This window comes from Peribacillus sp. NPDC097295 (genome assembly GCF_044761665.1).
GTDB lineage: Bacteria > Bacillota > Bacilli > Bacillales > DSM-1321 > Peribacillus.
Window position 1 is genome coordinate 200,623 of the sequence record NZ_JBIWCW010000005.1, and the last position, 17,682, is coordinate 218,304.

The 17,682-nt window shown below is 43.6% G+C and carries 14 protein-coding genes, 1 pseudogene and 1 riboswitch; of the genes and pseudogenes, 4 read left to right on the forward strand and 11 right to left on the reverse strand.

Annotated features, from left to right (window positions below):
* Window positions 1-20 precede the first annotated feature (20 nt).
* A complete protein-coding gene (locus tag ACIQXN_RS11700; protein ID WP_402966480.1) occupies window positions 21-1,190 on the reverse strand; it encodes a DHH family phosphoesterase in 1,170 nt (389 codons plus the stop codon).
* Window positions 1,191-1,414: 224 nt separating this feature from the next.
* Between ACIQXN_RS11700 and ACIQXN_RS11705 the strand changes: the two genes are divergently transcribed.
* Window positions 1,415-2,920, forward strand: coding sequence for a methyl-accepting chemotaxis protein (locus ACIQXN_RS11705; RefSeq protein ID WP_402966482.1), 1,506 nt, complete (start codon window positions 1,415-1,417; stop codon window positions 2,918-2,920).
* A gap of 45 nt (window positions 2,921-2,965) precedes the next feature.
* On the opposite strand, the gene ribH is transcribed toward ACIQXN_RS11705, so the two are convergent.
* The 3 genes and pseudogenes from ribH to ribE form a co-directional block, all read right to left on the reverse strand.
* Window positions 2,966-3,436: a 6,7-dimethyl-8-ribityllumazine synthase gene (ribH, locus tag ACIQXN_RS11710; protein ID WP_402966484.1), complete on the reverse strand. Its 471-nt coding sequence runs from the start codon at window positions 3,434-3,436 to the stop codon at window positions 2,966-2,968.
* A gap of 61 nt (window positions 3,437-3,497) precedes the next feature.
* A pseudogene (gene ribB / locus ACIQXN_RS11715) lies at window positions 3,498-4,106 on the reverse strand (3,4-dihydroxy-2-butanone-4-phosphate synthase); the annotation flags it as partial.
* An 18-nt stretch (window positions 4,107-4,124) separates the two neighbouring features.
* Complete coding sequence (ribE, locus tag ACIQXN_RS11720; protein ID WP_402966486.1) at window positions 4,125-4,763, reverse strand: riboflavin synthase; 639 nt, start codon at window positions 4,761-4,763, stop codon at window positions 4,125-4,127.
* 151 nt (window positions 4,764-4,914) lie between these two features.
* Window positions 4,915-5,045: riboswitch (FMN riboswitch) on the reverse strand.
* A 296-nt stretch (window positions 5,046-5,341) separates the two neighbouring features.
* Between ribE and ACIQXN_RS11725 the strand changes: the two genes are divergently transcribed.
* Together ACIQXN_RS11725 and ACIQXN_RS11730 are read left to right on the forward strand one after the other, a co-directional pair.
* Entirely contained in the window at window positions 5,342-5,932 is a 591-nt protein-coding gene (locus tag ACIQXN_RS11725) for a GNAT family N-acetyltransferase (protein ID WP_402966488.1), read from the forward strand.
* 219 nt (window positions 5,933-6,151) lie between these two features.
* Complete coding sequence (locus ACIQXN_RS11730) at window positions 6,152-6,880, forward strand: tryptophan-rich sensory protein (protein ID WP_402966490.1); 729 nt, start codon at window positions 6,152-6,154, stop codon at window positions 6,878-6,880.
* A 26-nt stretch (window positions 6,881-6,906) separates the two neighbouring features.
* Here ACIQXN_RS11730 and megL read toward each other — a convergent pair whose 3' ends face one another.
* The 4 genes from megL to putP all read right to left on the reverse strand — a co-directional run bounded on the left by megL (window position 6,907) and on the right by putP (window position 12,358).
* Window positions 6,907-8,082 (reverse strand): methionine gamma-lyase, encoded by a 1,176-nt coding sequence (gene megL / locus ACIQXN_RS11735; protein ID WP_402966492.1) that lies wholly within the window; start codon window positions 8,080-8,082, stop codon window positions 6,907-6,909.
* 181 nt (window positions 8,083-8,263) lie between these two features.
* The gene (locus tag ACIQXN_RS11740) at window positions 8,264-9,400 is read right to left on the reverse strand and encodes a DEAD/DEAH box helicase (protein WP_402966494.1); all 1,137 of its coding nucleotides are present in this window, start codon (window positions 9,398-9,400) and stop codon (window positions 8,264-8,266) included.
* A gap of 51 nt (window positions 9,401-9,451) precedes the next feature.
* Entirely contained in the window at window positions 9,452-10,720 is a 1,269-nt protein-coding gene (locus ACIQXN_RS11745) for an ATP-binding protein (protein ID WP_402966496.1), read from the reverse strand.
* A gap of 153 nt (window positions 10,721-10,873) precedes the next feature.
* On the reverse strand, window positions 10,874-12,358 hold the full coding sequence (putP, locus tag ACIQXN_RS11750) for a sodium/proline symporter PutP (RefSeq protein WP_402966498.1): 1,485 nt from the start codon (window positions 12,356-12,358) through the stop codon (window positions 10,874-10,876).
* A 161-nt stretch (window positions 12,359-12,519) separates the two neighbouring features.
* On the opposite strand from putP, the gene ACIQXN_RS11755 reads away from it, so the two are divergent.
* On the forward strand, window positions 12,520-14,562 hold the full coding sequence (locus ACIQXN_RS11755) for a molybdopterin oxidoreductase family protein (RefSeq protein WP_402966500.1): 2,043 nt from the start codon (window positions 12,520-12,522) through the stop codon (window positions 14,560-14,562).
* 162 nt (window positions 14,563-14,724) lie between these two features.
* Here the strand turns inward: ACIQXN_RS11755 and ACIQXN_RS11760 are convergent, their stop codons facing one another.
* From ACIQXN_RS11760 to ACIQXN_RS11770, 3 genes are all read right to left on the reverse strand, one after another.
* A complete protein-coding gene (locus tag ACIQXN_RS11760) occupies window positions 14,725-16,167 on the reverse strand; it encodes an NAD(P)H-hydrate dehydratase (RefSeq protein WP_402966502.1) in 1,443 nt (480 codons plus the stop codon).
* Between the two features lie 30 nt (window positions 16,168-16,197).
* The gene (bluB, locus tag ACIQXN_RS11765) at window positions 16,198-16,839 is read right to left on the reverse strand and encodes a 5,6-dimethylbenzimidazole synthase (protein ID WP_402966504.1); all 642 of its coding nucleotides are present in this window, start codon (window positions 16,837-16,839) and stop codon (window positions 16,198-16,200) included.
* Between the two features lie 202 nt (window positions 16,840-17,041).
* The gene (locus tag ACIQXN_RS11770) at window positions 17,042-17,647 is read right to left on the reverse strand and encodes a uridine kinase family protein (protein WP_402966506.1); all 606 of its coding nucleotides are present in this window, start codon (window positions 17,645-17,647) and stop codon (window positions 17,042-17,044) included.
* Window positions 17,648-17,682: the final 35 nt, after the last annotated feature.

Here is a 17,682-nt window from a genome sequence, read left to right on the forward strand (position 1 = left end):
ATTTGGACAGCTTCATTTCATTACCCTCTATTAACAAACTCTTCGTACCTTTCATCATTGGCAAGCCATGCTGCGTATTTACGCTTCATGTATTTTTCAGCTTCCTCGAAGGTATCGAACGATTTCTTCACTTCTTTACCGTTCACTTCAATGTTCCACTCTTCTTCTTCATCATTCTCATAAATGAAGATATCCTGCTTATCTCTGGTCGAATACAAGCAACCATCTGGTGAATTCTTAACATTCAACTGGTTTTTATGAGCATCGCGTTTAATTGGTTCAGAGAAGAAGGTCTTTTCGACGAATTGGCTGTATGCTTTTTCGGACATCGTGCAGCCAGCCGCTTTTTGATGGCCTCCCCCGTCATATTTCCCTGCAACTTCCGCAACATCGATATCATCATGGATCGTCCGGAAACTGATTCTTTTACTTCCGACCATAAGGATCGCAATATAATCCAGGTGAGAAAATTCTTTCGATAATTCATTTCCCAATTCCGAATGATAAGACTCGGCATGGACCACCCCAAGCGTATGGGGACCGACCGTAGTCTGATACACTTCTCTTTTTTTTCTATTTATGTACCGATCCACACGACTTTCTTCCACACCCAAAAGAGTCTGTTCGACTTCATCAAACGTGAAGGTGTCAGCAGATGAGAGCTTATGTGCGATTTTCGTTTCAAATTCTTCAATCGGGATCATGAAGAACAGGTCATTTAACCGTTTTGCCGTTAGATTATTATTTGCCTGCCACTCCCAGGTATCATATTGACGGACCAATTCCACGAATTCAGCGAAGATTTGTGATGGTTCCAACCATTTTTGATCCACCGCATATTGATAGAATAAAGACGTCGCTGCCGTTTGTTTCCCATCTTCCTGTTCCACCGTAACCGATGCCCAGTCATGTTCATTCAAATGCAATGCCGATTTATGATGGTCGATTAAAAGCGCATGACCTCCATCTTCAACGAATTGTGTTATCAATTTTTCATTATCTTCATTTACCGAAAGATCGGTAACGATCAATGTATCTTCGATTTTTGCCTGTTCAAGATATGCTTCTACATTCTGATTAAGGCGGCCGATGGAATTGTAACTGACAACCACGTCTTCCCCGAATGCAAGCTTCGCTACGATTCCGCAGCCGACACCGTCTAAATCATTATGTGTAAAAAGATAGTACACATAAACCCCTCCTAAAAACTGATATATTTACTTTTCCCTAAGAAATGATTTTCAATTGCAATCTTTACAATTGTAGCATAATCACATCCGACTATTTTAACATGGTTCCACCCAAAACCGCTGTGAACGCAAAAAAAATCCGCACTTCCTCATTTTTTTCCTTTATTTCTTAATATTTACATCGTAATATAGTTAAGTTACTAAATAGAAATCGAGGTATGACAATGTATCAATTCAGATCAGAAAGTGCATCAAGAAAAATTATTAATAACTCAAGACACTCAGCCATCCTTGTCTTCACATACTTCATGATTGCTGTAGGTCTCATATTTTCATTCACCGTCGGAATTCCACCGCTAAACATCGGAATCCTTGCCCTTATCAGTATTATCCCTACCATTGTGGCAGCCATTTTGATTAAGCAGGATAAATGGACACTCGTGGTTCCCTATATTTTTGGCATTATGATCAGTCTTTTATTTGCGGCGATCGTCATTCAATCAAACAGCCTTTTTTCCCTGAGCCTGTTATTCATAGGACTTCTGTTTACATCCATTTACTATGATTATTATCATGTCATTTTGTACGTGGTCCTGTATTCTTTGTTCCTGACTTATCTGTTATTATGGTCGGAACCCTTTTCCGATAATATATCTGATCAAGGTGGTTCGATACTTGGAATCATACTTTTATTTATTTTAACGGCCGTTCTATCCATCATTTTTAGTTTAATCGGAAGTGTATCCATTAATGCAGCCTTGGCAGCGTTGGCAAAGAGCAGACAGACAGAAGCCGAGACACAAGACATGCTTGATGAAATCACCAAATCGGTACGTGGATTGACTGACTTTTACAATGAGCTTCAAGCAAATGTCCGAGTCACCGGCAATATTTCTAAGGAAATTACGAATGCCTTCATGGAAGTCTCCAAGAATATTGAGTCCCAGGCATTAAGTGTCAACGAGGTGAAAGATTCCATCGATTCATTCGATGGCGAAATCCAGAAAGCCACCCATGCCTCCGATCAAATGAAAAGCCATACGATGGAAAATGAAACAAGTACCAAGGACGGCCGCCAGGCAATGGTTGCCCTTGCCCAAGATATATTATCGGTTGGGGAAAAGGCTAAACAATCAGCCTTCCTCATGGAAGAATTGAATCAGCAAAACAAACAGATTCAAACGATTTTGGCAACAATTGAAGATATTTCCGAACAAACGAATTTAATTTCCCTAAATGCATCCATTGAAGCCGCGAGAGCTGGAGAACATGGAAAGAGCTTCGCCGTGGTTGCAGATGAAATCAGGAAGCTTGCTGTGAACAGCCGACAAGCGACCAATCAAATACAACAAATCTTAAACAATATCTCTATTAAATCGAATGAAGTCACAGACGGAGTCAATCAAAGCTTGGACGTTGCAGGCATGATAAAGAAAAAATCGGTCGATGTCGAACATGTTTTCAAAGAGATGGAAGGAAACACGCTCCAAGTCATGGAACAATCGATCAACCTTCAAACCATGCTTCAGGCTTTGACCCAAAATTCAAGTGCGGCTACAAGTGAAGTCACCACTGTCGCCAGTATCGTAGAAGAAAATGCCGCTTCCCTTGAAGAAGTCGCGGCGAGTGTGGTGGATCAAAATACACTCATTAACCAAATGGAAAACAACTTCACCAGTTTTGAAGAACTATTGAAGAACCTGAAAAAGCTAATAGTCACCGAAAAATAAAAAAAGCCGCAGATAGGATTCCCCTATCCGCGGCTTTTTGGTCTTTTACTGTTCAATCAGTTTTCCTAAGTTGGCCATTTCTATGGCACTAACGGCAGCTTCGTACCCTTTGTTGCCTGATTTAGTACCAGCGCGTTCAATGGCCTGTTCGATGTTTTCGGTCGTCAATAATCCGAAAATGACCGGAACACCTGTATCCAAGGCAACGGAAGCCATGCCTTTCGCCGCTTCATTGCAGACATAATCATAATGCGTAGTGGAACCTCTTATGACCGTCCCTAGCCCGATCACTGCATCGTATTTGCCTGTGTTCACCAGCTTTTTGGCAATGAGCGGCAATTCGAATGCTCCTGGCACCCAAGCGATGTCGATGTCATCTTCGTCCACACCATGACGTTTAAGACCATCCATTGCCCCACCTAATAACTTGCTTGTAATGAACTCATTGAATCTTCCGACCACGATTCCCACTTTCAGTCCTGATCCGATTAATTGTGCTTCGATAATTTTCCCCATGTCTAATTCCTCCTCAGTTTATAAACGGACGTTACGCGTTTTGAATGTATATGTGTTCTTGCAATGATTCCTTTTGTTTACGGTACTTTACCAAGTCCGCGATCGTAATGAATGTAAGGCCAAATTTTTCAGCGATTATTTCCAGGTCGGATACGCGTGCCATACTTCCATCTTCATTCATGATTTCACAAATGACACCTGCAGGAGCAGCCCCACATAATTTGGCCAAGTCCACTGATGCTTCCGTATGTCCGGTCCGGCTCAGCACACCCCCGGCTTTCGCTATTAGCGGGAACGTATGGCCAGGGCGTTGAAAGTCCTCGGCCACCGAATCTTCCTTCAAAAGCTCCAGGATGGTCAACGAACGTTCGAACGCACTGATTCCTGTAGACGTACTTTTGTGATCCACACTGACGGTGAATGCCGTCCCATGATGGTCGGTGTTATCACTGACCATGGGGTGCAAATCCAATTTTTCCGCCAATTGTTCGGTAATGGTCGTACAAATCAGACCACGGCCATGTGTTGCCATAAAATTGATTGCTTCTGGTGTCGCTTTTTCTGCCAGCACCACGAAATCACCTTCATTTTCGCGGTCTTCATCATCGGAAATAATGACTACTTTTCCAGCCTTCAAATCTTCAATCGCTTCTTCAATTGTATGGAACATCCTTTACACCGCCTTTTATTAAAATCCATGTTCAGATAAAAATGCTAAGTCCAGACCTGGTTTTGATTCGCTTTTTTTCATTTGATGTATAATATATTTTCCTAACATGTCGTTTTCAATGTTCACGATATCGCCTGACGCCTTTCTGCCCAATATGGTGTCCTGATGGGTCAAGGGTATGAGTGATACAGTCAATAGATTTCCCTCAATGCCGAATATCGTCAAGCTTGTCCCGTCAATGGCGACAGATCCCTTTGGAATGCAGTATGTACTGAGACCTTCTTCCAATTGAATCACGTAATACACCGCATTTTCTTTTCGTTCCTTTTTCAGAATCGTGCCCGTTCCATCGATATGACCTGAAACGAAATGGCCCCCGAAACGTCCCTGAGCACTCATCGCCCGTTCAAGATTCACCTCTGAACCAGGCTTTACTGTCCGAATCGATGACGCTTTTACCGTTTCCGGCATCACATCGACCGTAAACAAACTTTTCGTGAAAGAAGTCACCGTCAAACAAACTCCATTAACGGATATGCTGTCTCCAATGTGGACATCTTCAAGGACTTTCTCAGATTGAACGGACAATTGCATACTGCTTATTCCTTTTTTTATGGAATGAACAGTACCGATTTCCTCGATGATTCCAGTAAACATAGTTTTCCCCCTTTTATAAACATATAAAAAACCCCTTAGGATGACCTAAGGAGTTAGCAGGAGAAATGAGTGAAAAAATTGTATAGCTAATAAACCCATCATTTCAACATTTGAAAAAATAGGCATACGTATAGCATACACTTGGGTTTCACACGTCCTTCTCCCATCCAGACTGTACTGTCGGCTTTGGAATCTCACCAAATCCTGCCTTTATCAGGCTCGCGGGCTTAGAATTGCTTCATCACCGCCGGTTGGGATTTTCACCCGACCCCGAAGGACTAACTAATATTATGAATCTTCATTTAGTTTAACATCCTAAAGCAACGATGTAAAACTTCCATCCTAAAATGAACCTATAGTTGCAAGCACATAGTACAGGAAAGAGGTTGATCACTATACAAAATTACTATTACCTTTTTTGTTAGGGAAATCCTACTTCAAAAATCGTCAAGGGTTATTGAAATCTGTACAAATTAGTTCTTTTGTCTTTCCTTCCCTACATCAAAAGCAATGGGGTCCTAGGCAAAGATGTTTTATGTTATAGTAATTGGAAAATTTAGAATAAAAGAGGGGTTTTCATGGCAAACACAAACCTTTTAATGGTTCAGCACAGTCATATGGAAAGTGAACGCATCATATTACGTCCTGTTTCGCTAGATGACGCAGAAGATATGTATGAATATACATCTGATGAAGAGACGACACGTTTCCTTTATGACCAACATAAAGATTTGAACCAAACCAGGAACTTCATAGCAAATTATTTCTTGGAAGAGCCTATCGGCAAATACGCAATCGTGTTAAAAGAAAACAACAAAATGATTGGGGCTATCGAATTCAGAGTGCATGAATCGAGCAAATGTGGAGAACTGGGTTATACTTTAAACCGAAATTTCTGGGGAAAAGGTTATATGACTGAAGCGGGAAAATCAATAATGGAATTAGCCTTCCATGTACTGGATTTGGAGCGAGTATTTGCTGAATGTGATGTGATAAATGGTGCCTCCGGGAAAGTATTGGATCGCTTAGGCATGAAGTGTGAAGGGATTCACCGTAAAAGCCACATGACGAAGGGTACATTACTAGACAGCGCCTATTATTCCATATTAAAAGAAGAATATGGAACCCCCGAAAAAAAGGATGAAGCGGTTGTTAACGCTAAATCCTAATTCCACTAATTAATTTAATACCTTTAAAGGACATTGCTGCAATAAAAGTAGCAGGGTCCTTATTTTTTAGACGTGTGTACCTTTATCCCTTTACAGATCCTGTACCATCTTTTCTCCACTAATAAGATTCCTTCCTTCCGATGTGCTAAAAAAGGTTATCTCTGCAATTTATGAGGAATAAGATAATATGTCCCAATTACTATCAAAGGAGGAAGACAGATGCTTATTGTACTTATCAATCTTGTTGCCTATCTGTTCGTCATCACGATGAATTTCCTGGCTAATTACCTTCCCTTCAACGGCCAAACCTCAGGGGAAGTTTCTGGGAAACTGGACGTTCTTTTTACCCCAGCCGGCTATGTATTTTCGATATGGGGATTGATTTATTTTCTTCTTGCCATCTGGGTAGCCAGACAGTTTATGGGCAAACACAAAAAAAGTCCCGCATATATGGTCTCTTTCCCTTGGTTCGCCTTAAGCTGTGTATTAAATGGAGCCTGGCTTTTGGCTTGGCATTACGAATACTTCCTGTTATCCGTTATCATCATCATTACACTTTTACTGACCTTGATTGTCATTTACACAAACATTATAAAAGTGAGGCATGCCTTTCTCGACTTGATGCCCTTTTCCTTCTATCTAGGATGGGTAAGCGTTGCAACCATCGCGAACATCTCCTACTACCTGACCTATATTGGCTGGGATGGATTCGGGATTTCCGACGTGACATGGACGATTATTCTGTTACTGGTAGCCACAGCCCTGGCATTTCTTTTTGCAGTCAAAAATAAGGACTGGTGCTACCCGCTTGTCTTCGTCTGGGCCATCATCGGAATCGGCGTAAGGAACAGCACGCCCCATCCGACAATCACCACCACATCCTATATCCTGGCAGGCATCATCCTGATCCTATCCGTGACTGTCCTCATCAGGAACCGCGGGAAATAATCCCGGAAATAAAAGGGGTCAGACCCCTAAAATGCCTGTTCAAGGTCAGACCAGATGTCATGCCAGGATTCTAGGCCGACGGAGAGTCTTATGAGCTGGTCGTTGATGCCCATTTGCTCTCTGGATTCTTTTGGGATGGCCGAGTGTGTCATCGTGGCGGGATGCTGGATCAAGGTTTCGGCATCTCCTAGGCTGACGGCGATCTTGATCAGTTTCAAGTTATTCAGGAATTTTTGGGCATCCTGTTTTGTCCCATCCATTTCAAAGGAAATCATGCCCCCACCGGATTTCATCTGTTTTTCCGTAATCCGATAATCTTGTGATTCTATGTCACCTGGGTAATAGACGGCTTTAACCTTCGGGTGTTCTTTCAGCTTGCGAAAGATTTCCGTTGCATTGGCTGTGTGGCGATCCATCCTGACTGGCAATGTTTTTAAGCCGCGCAGCAACAGCCATGCATCAAATGGCGAAATAACCCCTCCGATATCCTTCTGCGTCGTCATAGCTACTTGATTAATAAATTCCCTTTTCCCGACAATAAGGCCCGCCACGACATCGCCATGCCCACAGAGGTACTTCGTCGCGCTATGAAGGACGATATCACAGCCAAATTCCAGCGGTCGCTGTAAGTATGGAGTGGAGAACGTATTATCGACCACGACAGGCACACCATTCTCCTTCGCAACTTTCATGACCATTGCCAAATCTATCATCTTCATCGTGGGATTTATCGGCGTCTCCACGTAAATGCAAGTCGTATTCGGACGAATCATGCTCCTTACCTGTTCCTCTGTCTCCATCTCACAAAAATCATGGGTGATCCGGTATTTTTCTTCCATCAGCTGAAGGAGGCCGAAGGTGCAACCATATAACCCTTTCGAACACAAAATATGGTCATCCGCTTTGGTCAAAGCAAAAAGAACCGCCGAAACGGCAGCCATCCCTGAACTAAAGGCAAGACCCGCTTCCCCGCCTTCCAAGGCCGCAATCTTCTCTTCAAGTACCCGGACCGTAGGATTTCCAAGCCGCGAGTAAATATATCCATCTTCTAACCCAGCAAACCTATTTTCCCCTTGTTCGGCCGTATCGAAGGTAAACGTTGAAGTTTGAAACAAAGGTGTGGTCAAGCTTCCCAAATGCTCTTTTGAATCATATCCTTCATGAATCACTGCGGTTTCAATATGCTTATATTTCTCTCCCATACTAACTCCCCCTATCTCCTGACTATATCTATCATATGTTAAAAAAACTAATTTTGGAAGCGTTTTCAATATAAGCGACAATCCATCTGAAATACTAGTTTATTAGTTCACTAATTCTAATTCAAACGATTAAATCTTAAAAAAAAGAGACAGCCTTTATGGCCATCTCTATTCTTCCTGCCTATTCTTCTACTACGATGTTTCCACCATAGAAATCGACCTTCGTTAAGGGGATTTCAAGTTCGCGAGCCATTTTTTTCAACTCCCGCTCTTCCCGTTCCGTCACGATCGAGATGACCGTACCATCCGCACCCGCACGTCCCGTTCTGCCAGACCGATGAACATATTGATCAATACTTTCCGCCATATCAATATGAACGACAGCCGTTAGTCCCTTGATATCGAGTCCGCGTGCCGCCACATCCGTTGCGATCAACATCGGTGATTTTCCCGAACGAAGCTTACGCAACGCTTTTTCACGATCGACTTTATTCGATTCACCGTGAAGGACTCCCATTTCAATGCCTTTATAACTTAGCTTTTCATGTAACACGCTAAGCTCGGCAATATCGTTTAGAAAGGCCAAAGCCTTCACATCTTTCAGTCTTGTGATTTTCTCCAGGATCTTGGACTTTTCACGTCTTTCGACTACAAAATAAAGATGATCGACTTTTGACTCCATTTTCTCACTTTTGTCGACCTTGATCAATTCAGGTTCATTCATGAAACCTCGGGCCACTTTTTCCGTTTCTTCAGGAAGAGTTGCCGAGAATACCATGATTTGGCGATCCTTAAGCGTTGTTTTGATAATATTGTTAATCGTTTGCATATGCTCGGGAATGATCAATTGATCGCCTTCGTCGAGTACGATCGTTTTCACTTCATGCATCTTCAATTTCTTTTGGGCAATCAGTTCATAGACACGGCCCGGTGTTCCCGCAATGACCTGTGGATGCTTCTTCAGTTTATCCAACTGACGTTTCACATTGGCACCACCGATGAATGCTGCTCCAGAAATACCGCTTCCTTCTGACCAAATCCGGACTTCTTCATTGATTTGCATCACCAATTCACGTGATGACGCCAAGATCAAGGCTTGGGGGGATTTTTTGTCAGGATCTATTTTTTCAAGCAATGGCAGTAAATACGCAAGTGTCTTTCCCGTCCCCGTTGGAGATTCGGCCATGATGTCTTTTCCCTGTGCAATGACAGGAATCGTTTTCGCTTGAACTGGGGTAAGTTGTGCAAAGCCTGACTTTTTCCAGACCTCCTGGATAAATGGCTTTCTATCGTTCACTAATACTGGTAATTCGCTCATATCGTTCTCCTTTAATAAAAAAACTTTTCCTATTCTTTATAGTACCATTTGTTATAGGGTAGTAGCCAATGGAATCCTAATTGTCACGGTCGTCCCTTTATGTTTTTCACTTTCAAACCGCATCTCACCTTTTAGCCGGTGAATGATCTTCTGACAGATGGTAAGCCCGATTCCCGTTCCCTTTTCTTTTAACGAATAAAAAGGTTCACCGATATGCTCCAAGCGCTCTGGCTCCATCCCGATTCCATTATCTCTCACAATGACCAAAGCATGCTCATCCATGATTTGCAGGGATATATCAATTTTACCATTCTCACTAACAGCCTCAATGCTATTCTTGATAATATTGATGAATAGCTGTTTCAGCTCCATCGAATCGGCCATGACTGATACCGGGCAGGTCTCTTTCACTTCTATATTCATTTCAATACTGTTGAAATTCGTTTCAGCTTTCATGAACGTATATACTTCCATCAGACATTCCTCAAGATCAAGCAGATGGAAGATGACATCCTGTTTCTTCCCTAGGACAAGCAACTCGCTCGAAATAATATGGATTCGGTCAATTTCCTTCAACATGATATCAGTGTGCAATGGATTCACTTCTTTAGTCATGTCCATTAATTGCACAAACCCTTTTAAGGATGTTAGTGGATTTCTTATTTCATGGGCAACGGCTGCCGAGAGATGCCCAATGACGGACAACTTTTCAGACATGAGCATCAATTCCTCCTCACGTCGTAAATCGGTGATGTCCCGAAAGATGGCATAAATTCCAAGCAGCTCTTTATGTACAATGATCGGTAAAAAGGTCACACGCATGATTCTTTCTTCTTCCATCACATTCTGAAGGTTCATCTCAAACTTGACCGCTTCCCCTTCAAGTGACCTTGCGAAATATCTTCTTTCACTTTCACTCACATGTATGAGATGCTCCACATGCTTTCCTTTTAGTGTCTCACTTTGAGCACCTAGTAATGTTTCAGCTTTCGGATTAATCGACACGATTCGTCCTTCCAGATCCAATTCGAGAACACTATCAGGGTTATGCTTGAACAAGGATTGATATTGCTCATCCTTCAAATTGAATTCCCTTTGTGAGTCCAGCATTTTCCCTGTCCAATACCGGGTGATGAGATATAGAATAACCCCGGTTATCAAGATGTACACCCACCCTTTTGAATGCTGGAACATCGCATATGTCTGAACATTCTCTTTCGCTTGGCTCATTGATATATAATCCGTAACAAAAATCCATATTGCCCCTGTAATCATATAAATAATAGCTATCTTACCTGCAACTTTATGTGAATGGTTCATTGTTTATCCTTTGTAGTAGATTTTTGAGTTAGTATTACCAACTTACTCAAAAAAAGTCCTTATGTTCTACACATAAGGACTTTACAGCTAGTATAGCATGTTTCTCTTATTGCCTAAAACGCCATTCAGCCATCTCTTTCAACAGGGGAACGTTTATGATAGGTTTTTTACAGCCTGATTGAAATCTTCCTCTATTTCTTTAGAAGGCTTCGTCGATAACAAACTGAAAATCACGACGGCAAGCGTACCTGCGATAAAGCCAGGAATAATTTCGTAGACTTCCGCTAACTTGTCGATGGATTCCCATACGATTACCGTTACCGTACCGACGATCATGCCTGCCAGCGCTCCCCACTTTGTCATTCTTCTCCAGAATAAGCTTAGTAAAATGACAGGTCCGAATGCCGAGCCGAAACCTGCCCAGGCATACCCAACCAGCTTTAGAATAGTACCGCTCGGATTGAACGCCAAAGCAAGGGCTATCACAGATATCAATAATACTCCCAACCGACCGACCAAGACTAGTTCCTTATCGGATGCATTCGGACGAATAAACTGTTTATAGAAATCATCCGTCAACGCACTCGCCGAAACCAACAGTTGAGAAGCGATCGTGCTCATAACTGCGGACAGAATCGCTGCCAGTAAGAACCCCGTAATTAAAGACGGGAAAAGCTCTTTCGAAAGGATGATGAACACAGACTCTGCATTCGCTTCTCCTAAAGGCGCATTTGTTTTGTTGAAATAGGAAATGCCAACCAATCCCGTGAACATGGCACCTACAATGGCAAAAACCATCCAACCCATGCCAATTCGGCGGGCACTCTTCAATTCTTTCACGGATGAAATCGCCATGAAGCGAACGATGATATGCGGCTGACCAAAATAACCTAGCCCCCAAGCCAGTAAAGAAATGATTCCAATTGTCGACATTCCTTCAAACGCATGCAAAAGGGTCGGGTCAATCGACTTTATTTCAGTAAAGGTAGGCGTCCATCCACCTATATTTACAATTGTGACGACAGGAACTAAAATTAAGGCAATGAACATGATTGTTCCTTGAACAAAATCCGTCCAACTTACTGCAAGGAAACCACCGAATAACGTATAAAGAATGACGACACTCGCCGTCAGCCAAATCCCATATCGGTAATCCAGGTTAAACGCCGTCCGGAAAAGCTCCCCGCCAGCTACCATACCGGAAGATGTGTAAAAGGTAAAAAAGATTAAAATGACTAAAGCTGAAACCACTTTTAAAATTCGGGAATGATCTTTAAAACGATTCCCCAAATAATCTGGTATAGTTATAGAATTATTTGCTATTTCCGTATATGTACGAAGTCTTGGAGCAACAAATAACCAGTTTAGATATGCGCCGACTGACAATCCGATGACAATCCACCCTGCACTTAAGCCATTCAAGTACATGGCACCAGGAAGGCCCATCAGTAACCAGCCACTCATGTCGGAAGCACCAGCGCTTAAGGCGGTCACAGCGGGACCCAAGTTTCTTCCTCCAAGCATGTAATCCGTTAAGTTAGCGGTCCTGCGGTATGCCAGATAACCGATTAACAGCATGCCTGCCATATAAATGACAATTGATACTATTGCTCCATATTCCAAAGATTCATCCCCCATTACTTAAGGCTCTTCCTTAAAGAAGGCCCATTTTATTAAAGTAAGCTTATCAGAAAAAAAAACATAAGTGTAGTTCTTTCTAATTGCCAAAACTATTAAAATCTTGAATTAATAGACTATTGAGATAAAAATATAATTTCAGATTAAAAGGAGACGATATCATGCAACCTTATACCAAACAACTGGACGGGATCTTCCCATCCGTTTGCTCCCTTGATTGCCCCGACCAATGCGGCTTACTCCTTCACAAAAAAGACGGAAAAATCATAAAAGTCCAGGGTGACCCCAATCATCCGGCAACTAAAGGTAACATTTGCAATAAGGTCCGGAACATGACAGCCCGCCTATATGACCCGAAACGACTTCAGCAGCCATTAAAGCGAATCGGCCCTAAAGGGAGTGGCCAGTTCGCCCCAATCAGCTGGGATGAAGCGATTGATATGATCACTTCAAAGTGGAAGAACTTGATTGATCAGCATGGCCCCGAATGCATCCTTCCCTACAGTTTTTATGGAAACATGGGGAACCTAAGTGCAGAAGGCATGGATCGACGTTTCTTCCATAGACTAGGCGCAAGCAGGCTGGAGCGTTCCATTTGTAACGCAGCCGGCTCTGTCGGCTACCAATATACGATGGGCGGTTCGTTCGGAATCGATCCGGAAGAAACAATTGATACAAAACTTTTCATCATGTGGGGCATTAACGCCGTGAGCACAAATATGCACCAGGTGACAATTGCCCAGCAGGCCCGGAAAAACGGCGCCAAGGTGGTGGTCATCGATGTCCATAAAAACCAGACCGGAAAGTGGGCTGACTGGTTCATCCCCATCCTGCCCGGTACAGATGGTGCACTGGCCCTTGGCATCATGCATATCTTATATGCCGAAAATCTGGTCGACCAGCTCTTCCTGGACACCTATACCGTGGGCTCTGACGAATTACGTGAGCATGTCCGCCAATATGACCCGGCAACCGTATCAACGATCACCGGCATTCCCCTTGAAGACCTTTATACATTAGCCCGGATGTATGGCCAGACGAAACCATCGTTCGTTCGAATCGGCAACGGCCTGCAACATCACGATAACGGCGGCATGGCTGTTAGGACCATCGCCTGCCTTCCCGCTCTTACCGGTCAATGGACTATTAAAGGTGGTGGTGCCATGAAAGGAAACTCTGGTTATTTGGCCTTTAACACCCATGCCCTGCAGCGTCCGGATCTTTTGCGAAACAAAGCCACTCGCACCATTAACATGAATCAAATCGGTCAAGTCCTTTTAGCAAAGGAAAATCCTGTTCGCTCCTTATTTGTATACAGCTCCAATCCGGCCCTTGTCGCTCCCAATGCCAACAAGGTTAAAGAGGGCCTGATGCAAGAAGACCTATTCACGGTCGTGCATGATTTATTCTTAACAGAAACGGCACAGTTTGCCGATTTGGTCCTCCCTGCCACTTCCTCCTATGAAACGGAGGACTTTTATACTTCCTACTGGCATAATTACGTACAAATTCAAAAGCCAGTCATCGAGAAGTATGGGGAATCGAAGTCTAATGTCGAATTATTCAAACTGTTAGCCACCAAAATGGGCTTCGAGGAACAAGCTTTTCAAGATTCAGAGGAAGACATGATTCGACAAGCACTTGATTTTCCCGAGAATCCGTATTTAAAAACCATCACCTACGAAACTCTATCCGAACATCAATTTGTGAAAGCCGATATGCGACCGATCTTCCCAGGAAAGTTGCCGACACCGAGCGGCAAAATCGAACTCTATTCCGAACGGATGATCCAGCATGGATATGAACCGTTGCCAACCTATAAGCCCATCACGAAAGACAGCGACCTTCCATTCTTATTCATACCGGCACCGAACCATAATTTCCTGAACTCTACTTTTTCGAATAACGAGAAACATATTTCGATGGAGAAAGAACCGAAACTGCATATGAATACGGAAGATTCGTTAAAATTAGGCATAACAGACGGTGATATGGTCCGTATATGGAACGAACGCGGTGAATGTGTATTAAAAGCCGTGCCTGGTGATAATGTCCTCGAAGGCGTCCTGGTTAGCCAAGGGCTTTGGCAGAGCACCCCTGGGAAAAAGCAGCACATCAATTCCCTCACGCCAGACCGGCTCTCCGATATGGGCAATGGCGCCGTCTTCTTTTCCGGCCGTGTCGATGTAGAAAAAGTACGGTAAATGACGATTGTTGTTCTCCTTAAATTTTTAATTTTCACGTTTCCCGGGAAATATGCTCGATATTTGTTATATTCACTCGACCTTTACACAGAAAAACAGAGTACCCCATAACGGTACTCTATTTTTCTTATTTTAGTAGATAACATAGATAACAGCAAAAGCCTATTCGAATTCATTCAAGACATAGGCCAAGTTTTCACTCACATCACTTGCAAGCAGACTAGCTTTCGCTCTTGTTTCGTTCCAGTGCTCCGCGCTCATCCCGTGACAGTATACAGCATTGGCCACTGCCGCTTTCTTATCTTCATAATACGAGGTGAACGCCAGGAGCATCCCTGTTAATGTATCACCTGTCCCGCCTTTGGCAAGGCCATCATTGCCAGTCACATTCACCAATACATCCCCATCTGGAAATGCAATCACCGTATTTCTTCCTTTTAGTACAACAGTGACGTTATTGGAGGTGGCGTATTCTACAGCGAGGCGCAGGCGGTCTTTCTGTATATCCTTCGTCGGAATCCCCGTCATTCTACTGAACTCACCAGGATGTGGTGTCAAAATTGTCATCGCTTTCCGATTAGGATAACTGCGTTTTTTAAGAGCCCCTGCGTCGATGATGATCGGCAGGTCACTTTTCAATAATTCGTTTAACGCCCGGTCAATCATTCCCTCATCATCCAATCCCGGTCCGATTGACACGCTCTTCATCCCTTTAGGCATTTCTCCATCTGCTATTTTTTCCAGTCCACCATGTAAAAAAGTACATTCCGGCACCCGTCCCGCTATGATTCCTGAAGCGAATCTTGTCGTCGCCACCGTCAGTTTTCCTATTCCGCTACGCATAGCTGCCAGGCTAGCAAGCATGGCACTTCCCGGCATTTCGTCCGTTCCCGCTATCAACAGTCCCGTCCCGAAGGTGCCCTTATGTGAGGCGGCGTTCCGTTTCGGGAAACTTTCAGCCACATCCTCCTTGGACCACACCCGCCAATTGGAGGTCTGCGGTAAACCGATATCAAGCACTTCCGTCTGACCATAATATTCAGCACTTCCATCCAAAAATGACGATGGTTTATACCCATGAAGGATATATGTTTGGTCAGCTCTTATTGCCTTTTCCACCTCACCAACATCCGCCAAAATGCCTGTCGGGATATCGACGGCAATCCGGAAAGCCGGCTGTTCATTCATCCAGTCAATCAAACGTACGATACTGTCCCGCATTGGCAATCTCGCTCCGGCGCCAAGCAATGCATCTATCAACACATCATATGTCCCACCTATTTCCGCTACCTCGAATCCGCACTCGAGGTAATAGTGATAATGCCGCTCTGCCGTCTCGGAAGCAGGTTTCCCTAATGGGATGGCAAGTTCACACGTGTATCCATGTTGCTTTAAATAGCGGGCGAGAACCACTCCGTCCCCGCCATTGTTGCCTTTCCCCGCCAAGATCAGAACCCGTTGCTTTTTGCTGACTTTTTTCACGACGCTCCCGAATAAAGCCCGTCCCGCATTTTCCATCAACGTAAACGTATCAAGACCCTTTTCCGCTGCCATTCGGTCGGTTGTTTTTATTTCCTCTCCTCGGTAGATAAACAAAACATACACCAGCTTTCTATAAAGTGAACCCTACTAATTCTAGTATCTCCCCCATTTATCCAGAAAAATCAAATCATCCATCGAACGGCGCTTTTCCCAATTGGCCGTTTCAAGAATCGGTTTATCGGGATATTGATCAGTGTAGCCGATCGACATCAGCGCAACAGGCTCGACGTGTGGCGGAATTTCCAAGATATCGCGGATGTCATTTTTCTTATAAAAGCTGACCCACCCCATCGCCAACCCTTCCGCACAGGCGGCTAACCACATATTCTGAATGGCACAGGCTGTTGATAGAATATCCGTTTCAGGGATGGAGTTTCGCCCCAACACATGTGACCCTCCCCGCGTCGGATCACATGTCACACAGATCGTATAAGGTGCTTCCTTCAACCCTTCTACTTTCAAACTAAGAAACTTGTTTTCTTTTTCGCCCTCATAATGAACGGCAAGCGCTCTTCTCTCTTTATCTGCGGCCCAGGCCAAACGCTCTTTAATTTCTGGATTCGAAACGACGATGAAACTCCAAGGCTGCATGAACCCAACTGACGGGGCATGATGTCCCGCTTCCAAAATCTTATGCAAGGTTTCCTTTGATATCGGGTCGGGTAAAAAACTCCTGATATCCCTCCGGTTGAAAATCGCTTTATATACACCAGCTTGTTCTTCGTTAGTAAACATATGTCTCCTCCAATATCTCTGTCTCTTAGAGAAATCCTTCTAAATATCCAATATGAATTTTACAGGTAAACCCTTATAATGAAAAGCAACCTCATCCTCATATTCTATGACCAAAGACCAGAATCGATGATGGATAGCAAGGGGAAATGGACGTGGGGTACAAGACCATCATCCGCGAGAAATGAAAAGAATGAGACCCTATTCATCTCGTTCCGTCCACAACAAGATTCACCCTATCGCGTGGACCATGTGCATCAACATAGAGATCTTCATAGACCATCCAGTTATCTTCCCACATTGGACGCATCTCTTCTCCATCCCTCTCAATCCCCCGGGCTAATCGCTTATCTCGGGGGCACTCCACCCAAATGGTAAAATCATAGAATGGAGCTAATTCAAGACGAGTGGAGTAGGTACCTTCAATAATGACGGTTCCACCCGATGGGACGGAATGCCATTCAGCCAGTTCATCAGTTTCCCAATCGTAACGTTGGTACACCGCTTCCACTCCAGAAGTAAGCGGTTGCAAAACCTGGCCACAAACGCGAGGCCAATCGTAATCCGCACCAATTAAATTCTTGTCTGGAGGAATTTGGGTTCTTCTTGTAGAAGGTAAATAGAAATCATCCATATGAACAATCGTGACATCTTGAGATTGGGCTTGAATATAGGCAGCAAGTGTACTTTTTCCAGAACCACCCCGACCATCTATGGCAATTAAATAGGGCGTTTGTTCAGTAGGCAATTTCTTTATATCAGCAATAAGCTTGGAAATCGTGTGCTGTCCACGAATTGTTGGGAAATTCATCGAACCCCTCCTTCTACTATGTATTTCTATATCCC